12 protein-coding genes are annotated in these 14,730 nt (G+C 69.0%); 5 read left to right on the forward strand and 7 right to left on the reverse strand.

What is annotated here, in order from left to right; genetic code table 11:
* The first annotated feature begins 111 nt into the window (after positions 1–111).
* Positions 112–1,392 carry a threonine ammonia-lyase gene (gene ilvA / locus CPZ00_RS04505; protein WP_096391598.1) on the forward strand — a complete coding sequence of 427 codons (1,281 nt, stop codon included), beginning with the start codon at positions 112–114 and terminating at the stop codon, positions 1,390–1,392.
* A gap of 470 nt (positions 1,393–1,862) precedes the next feature.
* The gene (locus CPZ00_RS04510; RefSeq protein WP_096389819.1) at positions 1,863–3,620 is read left to right on the forward strand and encodes a BCCT family transporter; all 1,758 of its coding nucleotides are present in this window, start codon (positions 1,863–1,865) and stop codon (positions 3,618–3,620) included.
* A 75-nt stretch (positions 3,621–3,695) separates the two neighbouring features.
* On the opposite strand, the gene CPZ00_RS04515 is transcribed toward CPZ00_RS04510, so the two are convergent.
* Together CPZ00_RS04515 and CPZ00_RS04520 are read right to left on the reverse strand one after the other, a co-directional pair.
* On the reverse strand, positions 3,696–4,019 hold the full coding sequence (locus CPZ00_RS04515) for a hypothetical protein (protein ID WP_096389820.1): 324 nt from the start codon (positions 4,017–4,019) through the stop codon (positions 3,696–3,698).
* Between the two features lie 184 nt (positions 4,020–4,203).
* Complete coding sequence (locus CPZ00_RS04520) at positions 4,204–4,860, reverse strand: hypothetical protein (protein ID WP_096389821.1); 657 nt, start codon at positions 4,858–4,860, stop codon at positions 4,204–4,206.
* A gap of 80 nt (positions 4,861–4,940) precedes the next feature.
* On the opposite strand from CPZ00_RS04520, the gene CPZ00_RS04525 reads away from it, so the two are divergent.
* On the forward strand, positions 4,941–5,357 hold the full coding sequence (locus CPZ00_RS04525; RefSeq protein ID WP_096389822.1) for a hypothetical protein: 417 nt from the start codon (positions 4,941–4,943) through the stop codon (positions 5,355–5,357).
* 70 nt (positions 5,358–5,427) lie between these two features.
* Positions 5,428–5,631, forward strand: a complete 204-nt coding sequence (locus tag CPZ00_RS04530) for a hypothetical protein (RefSeq protein WP_096389823.1) — start codon at positions 5,428–5,430, stop codon at positions 5,629–5,631.
* A 9-nt stretch (positions 5,632–5,640) separates the two neighbouring features.
* Here CPZ00_RS04530 and CPZ00_RS04535 read toward each other — a convergent pair whose 3' ends face one another.
* Both CPZ00_RS04535 and CPZ00_RS04540 read right to left on the reverse strand, forming a co-directional pair.
* The gene (locus tag CPZ00_RS04535; protein ID WP_096389824.1) at positions 5,641–6,081 is read right to left on the reverse strand and encodes a universal stress protein; all 441 of its coding nucleotides are present in this window, start codon (positions 6,079–6,081) and stop codon (positions 5,641–5,643) included.
* Between the two features lie 342 nt (positions 6,082–6,423).
* Positions 6,424–7,683, reverse strand: coding sequence for an NAD-binding protein (locus CPZ00_RS04540; protein WP_199243391.1), 1,260 nt, complete (start codon positions 7,681–7,683; stop codon positions 6,424–6,426).
* Between the two features lie 251 nt (positions 7,684–7,934).
* Between CPZ00_RS04540 and CPZ00_RS04545 the strand changes: the two genes are divergently transcribed.
* Complete coding sequence (locus CPZ00_RS04545; RefSeq protein ID WP_199243392.1) at positions 7,935–10,031, forward strand: BCCT family transporter; 2,097 nt, start codon at positions 7,935–7,937, stop codon at positions 10,029–10,031.
* Positions 10,032–10,038: 7 nt separating this feature from the next.
* On the opposite strand, the gene CPZ00_RS04550 is transcribed toward CPZ00_RS04545, so the two are convergent.
* The 3 genes from CPZ00_RS04550 to CPZ00_RS04560 form a co-directional block, all read right to left on the reverse strand.
* Complete coding sequence (locus CPZ00_RS04550) at positions 10,039–11,127, reverse strand: electron transfer flavoprotein subunit alpha/FixB family protein (RefSeq protein ID WP_096389826.1); 1,089 nt, start codon at positions 11,125–11,127, stop codon at positions 10,039–10,041.
* 1 nt (position 11,128) lies between these two features.
* Positions 11,129–11,890 carry an electron transfer flavoprotein subunit beta/FixA family protein gene (locus tag CPZ00_RS04555; RefSeq protein WP_096389827.1) on the reverse strand — a complete coding sequence of 254 codons (762 nt, stop codon included), beginning with the start codon at positions 11,888–11,890 and terminating at the stop codon, positions 11,129–11,131.
* 222 nt (positions 11,891–12,112) lie between these two features.
* Positions 12,113–14,725, reverse strand: a complete 2,613-nt coding sequence (locus tag CPZ00_RS04560) for a GcvT family protein (protein ID WP_096389828.1) — start codon at positions 14,723–14,725, stop codon at positions 12,113–12,115.
* Between the last annotated feature and the right edge of the window lie 5 nt (positions 14,726–14,730).

A 14,730-nucleotide genomic window follows, 5' to 3' on the forward strand; every position in this document is an offset into this window, starting at 1 on the left:
GTTACGGTCGTGGCCAGGTGCCGACACGCTGCGATCGGTTCTGCAACGATGGAACACGGTCGGTGATCGCCCGTGACCGCTCCGCCCCACGACCGGGGACCGGGCCGGCCGGTGACCGACGGCGGAACCGAGACGGTCACGTTCGCGGACGTCGAGGCGGCAGCACGGCGGATCGACGATCCGACGGTCGTCAAGCCCACGCCGGTGGAGCGCAGCACCTCGCTGGAGGGGATGACCGGGGCGGACCGCGTCATGCTGAAGCTCGAGCATCTCCAGTGGACGGGGTCGTTCAAGACGCGCGGCGCATACAACAAGATCCGCGCGTGCCTCGAGGAAGGGAATCCGGACCACGTCGTGGCCGCGAGCGCGGGCAACCACGCACAGGGGGTCGCGCTCGCGGCCACCACCCTCGGCGTGGACGCCACGATCGTGATGCCGACGACCGCTCCGCAGACGAAGGTGGACGCGACCCGAGGATACGGCGCGAGCGTCGAACTGGTCGGCCAGGACTTCAGGGCGGCGATGGCGTACGCCCAGGAGCTCGTGACCGAGACCGACGCCGAGTTCATCCACGCGTTCGACGACCCGGAGATCGTCGCCGGGCAGGGAACCCTCGGCGTGGAGATGTGCGAGGACGTCCCCGACGTCGACACGATCGTCGTTCCGATCGGCGGCGGCGGGCTGATCTCGGGGATCGCCATCGCCGTCGCGGAGCTGAGTCCCGAGACGCGCGTCGTCGGCGTGCAGGCCACGGGCGCCGCCACGGTTCCGGACAGCCTCGAGAAGGGGATCCCGCAGACGCTCGAGGAGGTCGACACGATCGCCGACGGGATCGCGACCGGCGGGATCTCGGAGCTGACGCTGTCGATCATCGAGCGCCACGTCGACGAGGTCGTCACCGTGACGAACGGCGAGATCGCCGACGCGATCCTGTTGTTGATGGAGCGGGCAAAGCAGGTGGTCGAGGGCGCGGGCGCGGCATCGGTCGCGGCGATCCGGAGCGACGACCTCGACGTCGCCGACGAGACGGTGATGCCGCTGCTGTGCGGCGGGAACCTCGATATGACGATGCTACGGACCGTTCTCGTCCACGCGCTGACGCGCCGCCGGCAGATCCTCCGGCTGCAGGTCCACATCGAGGACCGCCCCGGCAAGATGGCCGAGATCTCCAGCCTGATCGCCGACCACGACGCGAACATCCAGACGGTGCGACACGACCGCGCGCTCGAGGATCTCGACGTCGGCGAGGCCTACCTCATCTTCCAGGTCGAAACGAGCGGCGCCCAACACGCCCGCCGGATCGTCGACGCGATCGCCGACAGCGGCTACCCCGTCGACGTGATAAACCATCCCGACGTCGACGTACTCGCCACGGACGCCGAGCACGAGTGAGCCCGGGGCCAGTCGGTGCTGTTCCGGTGCTGACCGTTGCTGTTCCGGTGCCGATCGGTGCTGCTCGGGGACGGACGGAAGTGTCCGACGACGTTTTCCGTCCGGCGTCGGACCCTCCGGCCCGTGTCCGTTCGGTTACGGAGAATCAAGGAGAAAGCCTCGCGCTTCAGCGCGGGGAGGATGTCAAGGAGAAACAGGGGGAACGCTCCGCCCGTCCGGAGGTGGCGGCCGTCAACGATACCGGAACCTGACGGGCTCGAAACGGCGAAGGCGGCCGATTCGACCGTCGAACCGTATTTAAAGACCGCCATAATTCCGGATGAACGTTTATTAATGATACTGTACGTACATATATTGAGGCGCTGTCATATGGTAACTACCAACACGACGACTTCGGCGGACGCGCCACCGAACGGATCGAGGTATCGTGTACCAAACGACCGCCGAACCGATCGTCGGGGGGTGGCCGCATGAGCGACGGCGAGGAGGAGGCCGTCGGCGAGATGTCCGAAGGGCTGCAGGTCGAACTGTTCCATCCCGACTCCGACCGGGAGCCGGGCGACACCAACATCCAGCGGTTCGGCTTCGACATCCATCCGATCGTGTTCCCGGTCGCGCTGTTGCTCATCGCCGCGTTCGTCGTGTTGACGATCGGACTGGGCGAGGACGCGGCGAGCGCGTACACGTGGCTGTTCAACTTCATCGGGGAGAACTTCGGGTGGTTCTACCTGTTGGCGGTGAACGTCTTCATCATCACGCTGCTGTTCTTCGCGTTCAGCAAGTACGGCAACATCAAGATCGGCGGCGTCGAGGCCGAAAAGGAGTTCAGCGACTTCGCCTGGATGGCGATGCTGTTCAGCGCCGGAATGGGGATCGGCCTGATGTTCTTCAGCGTCTCCGAGCCGCTGTATTACCTCCAGACGGTGCCCGGCTTCTTCGGCGCCGAAGCGGGGACCGGAGCGGCCGCCTCGGCCGCGATGGCCCAGACGTTCTTCCACTGGGGCTTCCACCCGTGGGCGATCTACGGGCTCGTCGGCCTCGGGCTGGCGTTCTTCTCGTTCAACCGCGGCCTCCCGCTGACGTTCCGGTCGATCTTCTGGCCGCTGCTCGGCGACCGGATCTACGGCTGGCCCGGCCACGTCATCGACCTCGTGACGGTGTTCGCGACGCTGTTCGGCCTGGCGACCTCCCTCGGACTCGGCGTGGCACAGATCAACACGGGACTCTCCTACGTCGGCGGCGACATGCTCGGCCTGTTCTCGATCCCGACGGGGACGATCCCGCAGATCGTGCTCATCGCGATCATCACCGGGATCGCGACCCTCTCCGTCGCTGCAGGACTGGAGGGTGGCGTCAAGCGGCTGAGCACGATCAACCTCTATCTGATGTTCGCCCTGCTCGGATTCCTGCTGATCGTCGGTCCGACGGTCTACATCTTCGGAGCGTGGGTCGAGGGCCTCGGCGCCTACTTCGGCAACATCCTGGCGATCAGCTTCTTCACCGGGACGCTCGGCCAGGGCGGCTCGACGGTCACCGCCTGGACCGTCTTCTACTGGGGCTGGTGGATCGCGTGGTCGCCGTTCGTCGGGATGTTCATCGCACGCATCTCGCGGGGCCGAACCGTCCGCGAGTTCGTCCTCGGCGTCCTGTTCCTGCCGGCGCTGTTCTCGACCCTCTGGCTGTCCACCTTCGGCGGGAGCGCGCTGTTCAACACCCTCGAGGGGAGCGGCGCGGCGATAGCGACCTACAACGAACTCGGCCAGACGGTCGCGATGTTCGCGATGCTACAGCAGTTCCCGCTGGGCGCCGTCACGGGGATCCTCGCGACGTTGCTCGTGGTGACGTTCTTCGTGACGTCCTCGGACTCGGGGTCGCTGGTCGTCGACCACCTGACCTCCGGCGGCAAACACGACGTGCCGCGCGCCCAGCGCATCTTCTGGGCGGTCACCGAGGGCCTCGTGGCCGCGATCCTGCTGTGGGGCGGCGGCCTGAGCGCGCTGCAGACGGCGGCGATCACGACCGGGCTGCCGTTCGCGTTCATCCTCTGTCTGATGTGTTACACCGTCTATCTCGGGCTCAGCAACGAGTACGAGATCCTCGAGTCCGAGGAGTTCGCCGAGACGATCGAGGAACTGACGGCGGACGAGGACGTGGACGTCGTCACGACCGGCGACCAGATGGTGACCGACATCTCGGCCGAGGACGACGAGGCCGTGGGAGGTGACTGAGCCGGGTCACGTCGCTCCGTCCCACGGGCCGCCTCGCTCGCGAACCGCCTCTTTTTCGGTCCGCTACCCGGCTCGTCAGTAGTACTTCCACTCGTCGTCCTCGTCCCCACGTTTGAGCGTCGCGCCGTCGCCCTCGTCGTCCGCCGGGCCACGCTCGTCGTCCGCCGGGCCACGCTCGTCGTCCGCCGGGCCACGCTCGTTGGCGGCGCCAGAATTCCACCCATCGGCCTCGTCGCCGGGTCGATCGTCGGGCCACTCGATGCCGCCGCGCAGGTGTTTGTACGCGATTCCGCCGAGCGCCACGAGGAACAGGACCAAAAGCAGCGTGCCGGCGAGCGCGGCCGCCTGTCCGGCCCACTCGAGGATTCCGCCGTCGATCTGAAGCGTCACGTGTCGCATACCGGATACACGGCGCCGATCCTGAAGTGTGATTCGGGGTCCCAAACGTTTCGCTCGACGTGTGCGGCGGGCGTCGCTCGCGACGCCGGCGGTCATCGACGCCGACGTGCACTCATCTCCCGATGCCGACGTGCACTCATCTCCCGACGCCGACGTGCACTCATCTCCCGATGCCGACGTGCACTCATCCTTCAACGTCGGCGGGAGCGGTCCGCGAGCTGTGGATCCAGGTTCTGGTCAGCCCGCCCACCCCGACGGACGCCACCGCGACCCAGACGAGCGCGGCGCCCACGGCCGGGAGGAACAGCCAGCCGACCGCGCTGAGCGCCGCGCCGACCACCAGCCCGCTGCGAGCGCGTCGTCCCCCGATCAGGTCGGTCACGATCGTTCCGACGACCAGGAACCCGAGGCCGCCCAAAAGCGAGAGGCCGACGCCGAGGACGACGGGGGCGAGGTAGCCAACCGGGGGCCCGGCGAGGCCGATCCGCGTCAGCAGGTCGTTGGCGTACAGGCCCGCGAACGCGACGAGACCGTAGGCAACCAGGCCGTAGAGGGCCGCAACGGCCGGGCGGGCCATCGTGTCGGCGATCGCTCGGTCGAGCAGGTCGCGGCGACGAACGAGGATCCCGCCGCCGAACGCCGCGACGAGGAGAAACGACCCGACCGCCCTGACGACCGGCGAGGAGGGGTCGATGAGCCCCGAACCGAGCGTCGCCGGCTCGATGGGAACCGAACCGACCGGCCGTGCCGCGGCGACGCCCGGCACCGTCGCGAGCGCGATCAGGACGCCGAACACCCGTGCCACGTGGATCGGCGCCCGTCTCGAGTGGGTTGCACACATACCGCGTGCGTGGGGAGTCGGGGTCGAAAAGCTGTCGGCTCGACGAGCGATTTATCCCCGTGTGCGAGAAATGGTAACATGTGACGGGCGCGTTACACGCCATCCTGGTCGGTCTCAAGCGGGTCGGTGAACGGCTGGTCGCGCCGCTGCGCAGCGGTGAGGGACCCAACAAGTTCCGACTCTCGAGCGTCGACACGGCAACCACGACCATCGACGGGTCCGTCGGGTGGCACAACCGGCCGCCGGCGACGCTCGCGTGCCCACAGTGCGGCAGCGATATCTACCACCGACACGCCCACGACGCCATCGACTGTCCGCGGTGTCGTGCGACGTTCGACGGCAACGAGTTCGACGACCTCGAGCTGATCGCGTTCGAGTGTCCGGTCTGTCGCACCGAGATGCGACACGGCACGCGTCATCCGGAGCGGTTCGGGTTCCCCGAGTGGGCGACCTGCGACGCCTGCCGGTACCACTGGGAGTTCAGACACTCGTACTGACCAGCCGGCGGAGAACGTGTTCGAGGTGGCCGGACCACCGGGGAAACGTATTCGTGGACGGGCGCCGTCGATGGGACGAACGACGATGGTGAACTTCACGACGGGCGACCCGGTCGCGGTCGCGCTGGCGGCGCTGGCGGTCGGCCTGTTCGCGGTCGCGCTGGTCGCGATGTCCACGGACCGCCTGACGGCCGCCGGGATGAGCTTCCTCGCCGCGAGTATCGTCATCTACTTCCGGGAGAGACGAGTTGCCGACCCGGACGCGGCCGAGTGACCGGCGCGGTCAGTCCTCGACGGACATCCGGTCGGTTATCACCGGCACCGAGGAGGTGCGAACGACCTTGTCAGAGGTGCCGCCGAGTATCGCCCGGAACTTGCCCTGGTACGCGCTCCCGAGGACGATGGCGTCCAGCCCGTTCTCCTCCGCGTAGTCGACGATCTCCTCCGCCGGCGATCCCGTTCGGACGGCGGCGGTACACTCGACCCCATGCTCGCTGGCCATCCCGCACAGCTCCTCGGTCACCTGCTCGCCGTAGCCATGGTATTCCTCGCGGATCTGCTCCTCGTCGTCGCGGATGTAGACCGTTCGCGGCGCGCCCGGCAGGTCGACCACGTACAGCGCGTGGACCGACGCTCCGAGGGCGGCCGCGAGTTCGATTCCGTGTTCGGCGCCACGCCGCGCTTCGTCGCTTCCGTCGTACGGGATCAGGATGGTTTCGTACATAAGTGTCCCTCGTTACCGATACTCATATCACGTAAAAATAACTTTGGGCGGACGCGGTCATGGACGGGCCCTCGGCCGTCGCGGAGCTCCGGATCGATCGGATACGTCGCCGAACCGATCGGAACCGGGGACTGCAGGGCCCTCACATCGCTCGGGCGCCGCCGCACACGTTTCATCCCGAAACAAAAAATAACGGAATATCGACACGTTGTGGATGGGGACGACGGAAACAGCTCGGAAGCAGCCGTCCGTTTCCGCCACCGGCGTCGCATATCGTCGACGACGTCGGCTTCCGCTACCGGCGTCACATATCGTCGACGACGTCGGCTTCCGCCACCGGCGTCACATATCGTCGACGGCGTCCGTCGTGGTCTCCGCGTCGGCCGCGTCAGCGAGGACGTCCTCGACCGGGTCGGCGTCCACGTCCATCACGGCCCGACCGAGCAGCCGGCCGCCGATGACGGTCGGCGTGATGACGCGGTCGGCGCCCACGTTCTCGAGCTTGTCGACGTGCCGGCGGTCGGTCGCGGCCGCAACGATCCGGACGTCCGGGTTGGCCTGCCGGGCCGCAAGTACGGCCAACACGTCGCTGGCGTCGTCCGCCGTTGCGACCACGACGCCGGCGGCGTCGGCGATCCGGGCGCCGCGAAGCGCCTCGGCGTCGGTCGGGTCCGCAGTCACCACGTTGATCCCGTCCTCGCGGAGGCCGGCGGCCGTCTCGGTGTCGGCCGTCACGACCACGAGGTCGGTCGTGCCGCGGAGTTCCTCCAGGAGCGGTTCGGTGACGTCGCCGTGGCCGAGGACCAGCACGTGGTCCTCGAGCAGCGAGAGTTCGGATGCGTTCATGTTTCCGAATGCGCTCGATATCCGTGATTCGATCGCCGGGATGAGCAGCGAGCCCGTCGCGACGGTAAACGAGCCGGTCCCGAGCACGATGACCGACAGCGTGAACAGCTTGGTGAGCTGGGTCGTCGGCGTCGCGTCCCCGTAACCCACGGTGGTGCCGGTGACGACGATGTAGTAGACGGCGTCGGTGGCCGACTCGACGCCCACGAACTCCTCTCGCAGCGCGTAGGTCCCGACGGTGCCGTAGACCTGGACGGCCAGGAACGCCACCAGCGCCGCGGTCTGGAAGGGAGTGAGGTCGATCGCCCGATCGAACTCCTCGCGGTTCACGAGCACGTGACCGACCGCGAGAGCGGCCACGGCGAACAGCGGGACGTCCGTCGGGTCGGCCGTGAGCAACGGCAACAGCGCCACGAGCGGGAGCGCGAGGACTGCGCCGTACCACGCCACCCGAAGGCGCCGACGGAGCCCGACGGTCACCGCTCCGATCAGGAAGGCGAAGAAGACGCCGTAGAGCCGGACGAGCCCGGTCGCGCCGGGAAAGAGGCCGCCGAGCGGCCCAGCCAGGGCGACCGTCGCCGCGCTCAGATCCGAGAGGCCGGTGATGAACGCGAGGACCGCGACCGCCGCCGACAGCATCACCGACGTCTTCGGCCCTGAGGCGGCCGCCCACTCGACCAGCCGGACCCGCTCCGGGTGCTCGAACAGCTCCTCGATCGCGGGCTCGGACGGCCGGTCGCGTTGGTCTCCCGACACGAACGACGATACGGCGGTTCGAAATAAAAGGGTATGCCATAGAATGACAATCACGTCCGCTCGGGCGTCCATCCGACTCGTCAGCGATCCGAGCGCGTCCGACTCGTCAGCGATCCGAGCGCGTCCGACTCGTCAGCGATCCGAGCGCGTCCGACTCATCATCGATCCGAGCGCGTCCGGCTCGTGGTTCCCATCGCCGTGACGTCAGGCGTCGACGATACGTCTTTACCGCGGGCCACGTACATTGTACTATGTCAACGAGGGACACAATTCTCGAGCGTGCCCTCCGGGCGACGCTGGGTCCCGTGTTCGTGCTCTCGGGGATCGTCGTCGTCTCCGGGTTCTTCTTCCCGTGGCTCGTCGGCTCCGTGGTCTCGGGACGGGGCTGGGTGGTCGTCGCGCTGGTCTTCTTCGGAACCGGTCTCTCCTGGCTCGCGCTGCTGCCGGCGCGGGCCGACGAGGACCGGGAGGCGGACGCCGCCGACGCGCAGGACCCGACCGTGCGTCGGCTCCTGTACATCCGCCACGGCCGGCTCCGGCCGGTTATCCTCCCGTTCATCGAGCGACAGGACCCGATCGTCTTCGGGGTGCCGATCGTCGGGACGCTCGCCTTCTTTCTCGTCTGGATCGGGGCGCCGAACGCGACCGGCGCGGCGGTCACGGCCGTGACCGGCTTCGTGTTCGCGGACCTGGCGTGGCTCTTTCTCGGAGCGGTCCTCCTGTCGGTCCTGTTCTGTGCGGTCCTCGTGGTCGGCCCCTGGGGAAGCGTTCGGCTCGGTGGGCCCGACGCCGAGCCCTCCTACACCCATCCGACGTACTTCGCGCTGTTCTTCGCCGCGGGGATCGCGGCCGGGATCGTCTTCTGGGGGCCCGCCGAGTCGTTGTTCCACTATCGGACGCCGCCGCCGTACTTCGACGCGGCGCCGCGGTCGGCGGCGGCCATCGACGGCGCGCTCGCGTACGCGCTGTTTCACTGGGGCGTCTCGGCCTGGAGCACCTACCTCGTGGTCGGGCTCCCGATCGCGTACTTCGTCCACGACCGGGGCGCGCCGTTGCGCGTCTCGACGGTCCTCGCGCCGTTCGTCGGCCTCGACGGACTCGACTCGCGGTGGGCCCGCGCCGTCGACGTCCTCGCGGTCTTCGCGACCGTCGGGGGCGTCGGCACGTCGATCGCGTTCGTCGGTCGACAGTTCCTGGTCGGGATCGAGTATCAGTGGGACGTCATCACGGGTGCGTTCGGCCCGGTCGCGCTGGTCGTCGGGCTGACCGCGACCGCCGTGATCGCGGCTGCAACCGGCGTTCACCGCGGGATCCGCCGGCTCTCGGGCGTGACGATCGCCCTCTTCGCCGCGTTCGTCCTCGTTCTGCTGGCGGTTGGGCCTCGGTCGTTCGTGCTCGAACGCGGCGGGCGAGCGCTCGGGATCTATCTCGTCGAGTTCGTCCCGCTGAGCCTGTTTCGGGACGGCGGCTGGGTCGTCAGTTGGACGGTCTGGAACTGGGCGTGGTGGTTCTCGTGGGCCCCCTTCGCCGGCGTCTTCCTGGCGGCGATCTCGCGGGGACGAACGGTCCGAACGGTCACGGTCACCGCGGTCGGCGCGACCGCGCTCGCCTCGATGATCTGGTTCCTCGTGATGGGCGGCACCACGCTCGCGCTCCAGCACGCCGGGCGTGCCAACGTCCTCAACGCCGTCGATGCCTACGGCGGCTCCGAGGCGGTCGCCGGGTTTCCGGTCCTCGCCGCGCTCCCGCTGAGCCGGCTGCTGCTGTTGGCGTTCCTGGCGCTGATCGTCGTCTTCATCGCGACCTCGGCGGCCGTCTCCACGCTCGTCGTCTCGGTGCTCGCGACGAAGCGCGGGCAGGCACCCACGACCGGCAGCGTCGTCCTGTGGGGAGTCATTCAGGGCGTGGTCGCCGCCGGGGTCCTCCTGCTCGGCAACGCGCAGTCGTTGCAGGACATGGCGGTGCTGACGGGCGCCCCCATCACCGTCCTCGCGCTCGCCGCGATCGGCGGCCTCGCGGCGACGTTCCGGCGCGACGAGCGCGGCCACCGGTCGGCGGTCGGCGAGTTGCGCCACGCGCTCGAGCGCCGGGGGATCACGCTCGTCCCCGAACGCCCGGATCTGCACGATATGGAGTCGCCCGGGCCATCCGGACGCACTGGAGGGACGAACGTGGAGAGCAGGGAGACGAACGCGGAAAGCGGCGAGACGAACGCGGAAAGCGGCGAGACGAACGCGGAAAGCGGCGAGACGAACGCGGAAAGCGGCGAGACGAACGCGGAAAGCGGCGAGACGAACGCGGAAAGCGGCGAACGAAGCGCCGCGGACGACCGGTCCGACCGCGGCTGACCCGCGGTCACTTCGCGTCGCGGATCGCCTCGTTGAGCGCCGGCACGACCTCGTGGAGGTCGGCGATGACGGCGTAGTCGGCCTTCTGGATGATCGCGGCCTCGGAGTCGGTGTTGATCGCGAGGATCGTGTCGGCCCCCTTACAGCCGACCATATGCTGGACCGCGCCGCTGATCCCGCAGGCGATGTAGAGGGTGGGCGAGATCTTCGCGCCGGTCTGGCCGACCTGGTCGTCGTGCGGACGCCAGCCCTCGTTGACGGCGGCACGGGAGGCGCCGACCGCCCCGCCGAGGAGGTCCGCGAGCTCCTCGAGTTGGTCGTAGCCGTCGGGACCCCCGACGCCGCGGCCGCCGCTCACGACGACCCGGGCCTCGCCCAGCGGGACGCCCTCCTCGTCGGACTCCTCGTAACGGTCCACCTGCACGCGGAAGTGTGCGTCCTCGAGGTCGGGCGTGAGCGCGTGGACCGCCGGGTCGGCGGGGTCGGCGGCCGGTTCGAAGCCGACCTCGTGTTCGGCCGCGGTGAGCAGCTTCGGGTCGCCGCCGAGGAGCGCCTCCTCGATGAGCGTGCCGCCCCACCGCTGGCGGGTGAGCTCGTAGCTCCCGTCCGCGTCCGGGAGCTCGACCGCGTCGCCGCCGGCGTCGGCGTCCGCATCCACGGACTCGACGGCCAAGCAGTTTGCCGCCATCGACTGGCCGCGACCGGCGGCGACCTGCGAGAGGACCTCCTGGCCGCGGTCGCTGCCGGGCGCCACGACCGCGTCCGGGTCGCGGTCCGCGATGACCGCCTCGACCCCCGCGGCGTACGCTTCGGGCGCGTAGGCGTCGAGGCGCTCGTGGGAGACGACGTGGACGTCGTCGACGCCGTACTCGCCGAGACCGTCTGCGAGGGCGTCGCCGATCGATCCGCCGGCGGCGTCACCCGACTCGTCGGGACCGCCGCCGGCGCTGGCTCCCGCGCCCGGACCGGCCACGTCGAAGGCGACCGCCTCGAGCGGCTCGCCGGTTCGATCCGCCACCTCGCGCGCGAGCGTGACGGCCTCAAGCGAGGACTCGGCCGGCGCGTCGCCGTCGGCCTCGACGATCGCGAGGACCATCTCACAGCACCTCCACGTCGTCCCGAAGCACCTCGAGGACGTCGGCGGCCGCGTCGGGCCCGTCGCCGAGGATCTCGGCGGTGCCCCCGTCGTCGGCGGGTGACTGTAGCCGGACCATTTCCAGGCAGTCGGCGCCGGCGGGCTCGGGGGCTGCCGACGCGACCTCCTGCTTGCGGGCCCGCATCTTCGACCGCATCGAGGGATATCGAGGCTCGTTGAGCCCCTCCTTGACGGCGATCACCGCGGGGAGGTCCACCTCGTAGACCTCCTCGCCGCCGCCGACCTCGCGCTTTGCGACCGCGGTGCCGTCCTCGACGTCCAGCGTCTTGATCCCCGCCACGAACGGCAGGTCGAGCTGGCTGGCCAGGTGGGTGCCGACCTGGTAGTTCGCGGCGTCGGCCGACTCGTTGCCGACGAGCAGGACGTCGAAGTCGGTCTCCGCCTCGGCGACGTAGTCGGCGATCGCCGTCGCGGTGTCGACCGGTCCCCACTCCCCCTCGCCGGTCTCGAGCAGGGTGGCCTCGTCGGCTCCCATCGCGAGGGCCGTCCGGAGCTGTTCGTCGGCCTCCTCGGGTCCGAGGGTGAGCGCCGTCGCGGTCCCGTCGCGGTTCTCCGCGATCCGGACCGCCTCCTCGAGGGCGCACTCCTCGTGGGGGCTCATCGTGAACCCGAGGGTGCTCGTATCGATCCCCCGCTGGTCGTCGGTCAGTACGATCTTCGCGCCGGTGTCCGGCACGCGCTTGACGCAGGCGAGTGTGTTCATACGTGGTGGGTGTCGTGAACGGCTGGTAGTCGTTGGTGGCTGGCGGTCGTTGGTGGCTGGCGGTCGTTGGTGGCTGGCGGTCGTTGGTGGCTGGCGGTCGTTGGTGGCTGGCGGTCGTTGGTGGCTGACGACCGTGGGCGTCGGCAAACGGCCGACCGTGGGCGTCGGCAAACGGCCGGCCGTGACCGCATCCGGCCGGTGGAGCGACGTCCGGGAGCCCCGCTAGCTCCGGATGCGCTCGTTGTCGGGGTCGAACAGCGGTCGGCTGCCGGCGACCTCGACGGTGACCGGGTACTGTTCGCCGAAGTACTCGACGGACAGCTGTTGGCCCTCCTCGGCGTACTCCGGCGGGAGATACGCCATCAGCAGGTGCTTCCCGAGGCTCGGGGCGGTCCCGGCGCTGGTGACGTACGATTCACGCCCCTCCTCGTCGACGATCACCTCGCCGTCGGAGTCGAGCACGGGCTCGTTGCCGAGCATGAACCGGCGTTCGCCGGTCTCGGAGAGGTGGTCGTCGACCGAGAGGGTACACAGCGTCGCGGCGTTCTCCTCCTCGATCGCGTCCGCGTACGCCTCCTTGCCGATGAAGTCGGCGTCCTTGACGCCGTGGAAGGTCAGCCCGGCCTCGGCGGGGGTGTACTCGAGCTCCAGCTCGTGGCCGTAGAGCCGGTAGCCCTTCTCCATCCGACCGGTGGTCCCGTAGACGCCCATCCCGACCGGGCGGACGTCGTACTCCTGGCCGGCCTCCCAGAGGGTGTCCCAGAGCCGGCCGCCCTGTTCGCTGGGCGCGTAGATCTCCCAGCCGCGTTCGCCGACGTAGGAGATGCGCAGCGCCCACGCGTCGACCTCGCCGATCGTGATCTTTTGTGCGGTGTAGGGCGGGAACGCCTCGTGGGACATGTCCTCCTCGGCCACCGAGTCGACCAGGTTCCGGGCGTCCGGTCCCCAGACGCCGAGGGTGCACAGCGAGGAGGTCTGATCGACGATCTGGACCGATCCGTCATCGGGCAGGTGATCCCGGAACCAGGCCTTGTCGGGGCCGCCCATCCCGCCGCCGGTGATGACCCGATAGCGGTTCTCCCCGACCCGGACGATCGACAGGTCGGAGACGAAGCCGCCGTTCTCCGCGAGGATCGGCGTGTACACCGATTTCCCGACGTCGACGTCCATCCGGCCGACCGCCATCCGCTCGGCGTACTCGGTGGCGCCGGGACCGACGAGGTCGAAGATGGTGAATCCCATATCACCGACCATCGCGACCTTGTCGCGCATGTGCAGGTGCTCGGCGAGGATGATCGGCGACCACCACCGCGAGTCCCACTCGTTGGGACGGGTGAGCCCCGAGAGCTCCTCGTTGTACCGCGTCAGCAGGTCCCGGTTCGACTCGAACCACTGGGGACGTTCCCAGCCGGCCGCCTCGAAGAAGGTGGCGTCGAGGTCCTCCTGGCGGTCGTGGAAGGGGCTCGTCCGGAGCGGGCGCGAGGACTGCCACTGCTCGGACGGGTGGACGATCCCGTAGATCTTCTGGAACCCCTCGTGGGCCCGGTTCTTCACGAACTCGCGGGAGGTGCCGTACTCGTAGAACCGATTGACGTCGGACCCGTGGATGTCGATGTCGGTCCAGCCGCGGGTCATCCGCTGGGCCATCGCCTCGCCGATCGCGGGGGCCTCCTTGATCCAGATCGCCGCCGCGGACCAGAGCCCGTCGACGTCCTGCAGCTCCCCGAGCAGCGGCGCGCCGTCGGGGGTCTGTGAGAGCAGCCCGTCGATCTCGTGGCGCACGCCGGCCTCGGGGTCGTCGAGCAGCTCGGGGACGATCTCCAGTGCGTCCTCCATCGACTGCTCGAAGGCGTCGTCGGTGAGCGGCGGCTGGGTCGGCGACAGCGGCGCCTCCTCGATCGACGGCACGTCCTCGACGTCCCAGAGGATCGGCCGGTGCTGGTAGGAGCCGACCTCGAGGTCGTTGCCGTGCTGGCGCTCGTACATCTGGGTGTCCATGTCGCGGACGACCGGGAAGGAGATCTCCCCCTCGTAATCCTCGAAGAAGGAGATCGGCCCGACGCTCACCATCTGGTGGACCGCGGGCGTCAGCGGGATCTCGACGCCGGCCATCTTCGCGAGCTTCGGGCTCCAGAGCCCGGCGGCGATGACGACCTCGTCGGCTTCGATCGTCCCGCGGTCGGTTTCAACCGCGGTGATCTCCCCGCCATCAACGTGGAGGTCGAGGATCTCGGTGTTCGGCGAGAGGTGGAGGCCGCCGTCGCCGCTGCGGTCCGCGGCGGGAACCACGTCCGCGTCGGGCTCGAGGTCGCCGGCGTCGGCCGGGTCGACCTCGCCGGCGGCGATCGCGTCGGCCCGCGCCCGCATCACCTCGCCGGCTCGAAGGGGATCACACGTGCCCGCACCGGGGCTGTAGAAGCCGGCCTTGATGAGGTCGGTGTTGACGTACGGAACCATGTCCTCCACCTCCTCGGGCGTGAGCAGCTCGCCGGGTTCACCCCAGGACTTCGCCGACTGGACGCGGCGTTTCAGCTCCTCGACGCGCTCGTCGGTGCGGGCGACCTCGATCCCACCGCTGTTGGTGAACGTGTCGAAGTCCTTGTACTGCTCGATGCTGCGGCGGGTGAGATGGGTCATCTCCTTGGAGTGCTCGACGGGCATCAGGAAGTTCGACGCGTGACCCGTCGACCCGCCGGGGTCCGGCAGCGGCCCCTTGTCGATGAGGACGATGTCCTCCCGGCCGTATCTGGCGAGGTGATACGACAGGCTGTTTCCGACGATCCCGGCGCCGAGGATGACCGTCTCCGCGCTCTCCGGGAGGTCGCTCTCGCTCATCGACC

This window comes from Halopenitus persicus (assembly GCF_002355635.1).
GTDB lineage: Archaea > Halobacteriota > Halobacteria > Halobacteriales > Haloferacaceae > Halopenitus > Halopenitus persicus_A.

Excerpts from the sequence above, each read along its gene's own strand:
- CPZ00_RS04560 (WP_096389828.1), bottom strand. The coding sequence starts at position 14,725 with ATGAGCGAGAGCGACCTCCCGGAGAGCGCGGAGACGGTCATCCTCGGC.
- CPZ00_RS04550 (WP_096389826.1), bottom strand. The coding sequence starts at position 11,127 with ATGGTCCTCGCGATCGTCGAGGCCGACGGCGACGCGCCGGCCGAGTCC.
- CPZ00_RS04515 (WP_096389820.1), bottom strand. The coding sequence starts at position 4,019 with ATGCGACACGTGACGCTTCAGATCGACGGCGGAATCCTCGAGTGGGCC.
- CPZ00_RS04520 (WP_096389821.1), bottom strand. The coding sequence starts at position 4,860 with ATGTGTGCAACCCACTCGAGACGGGCGCCGATCCACGTGGCACGGGTG.
- CPZ00_RS04530 (WP_096389823.1), top strand. The coding sequence starts at position 5,428 with ATGGGACGAACGACGATGGTGAACTTCACGACGGGCGACCCGGTCGCG.
- CPZ00_RS04535 (WP_096389824.1), bottom strand. The coding sequence starts at position 6,081 with ATGTACGAAACCATCCTGATCCCGTACGACGGAAGCGACGAAGCGCGG.
- CPZ00_RS04510 (WP_096389819.1), top strand. The coding sequence starts at position 1,863 with ATGAGCGACGGCGAGGAGGAGGCCGTCGGCGAGATGTCCGAAGGGCTG.
- CPZ00_RS04555 (WP_096389827.1), bottom strand. The coding sequence starts at position 11,890 with ATGAACACACTCGCCTGCGTCAAGCGCGTGCCGGACACCGGCGCGAAG.
- CPZ00_RS04545 (WP_199243392.1), top strand. The coding sequence starts at position 7,935 with ATGTCAACGAGGGACACAATTCTCGAGCGTGCCCTCCGGGCGACGCTG.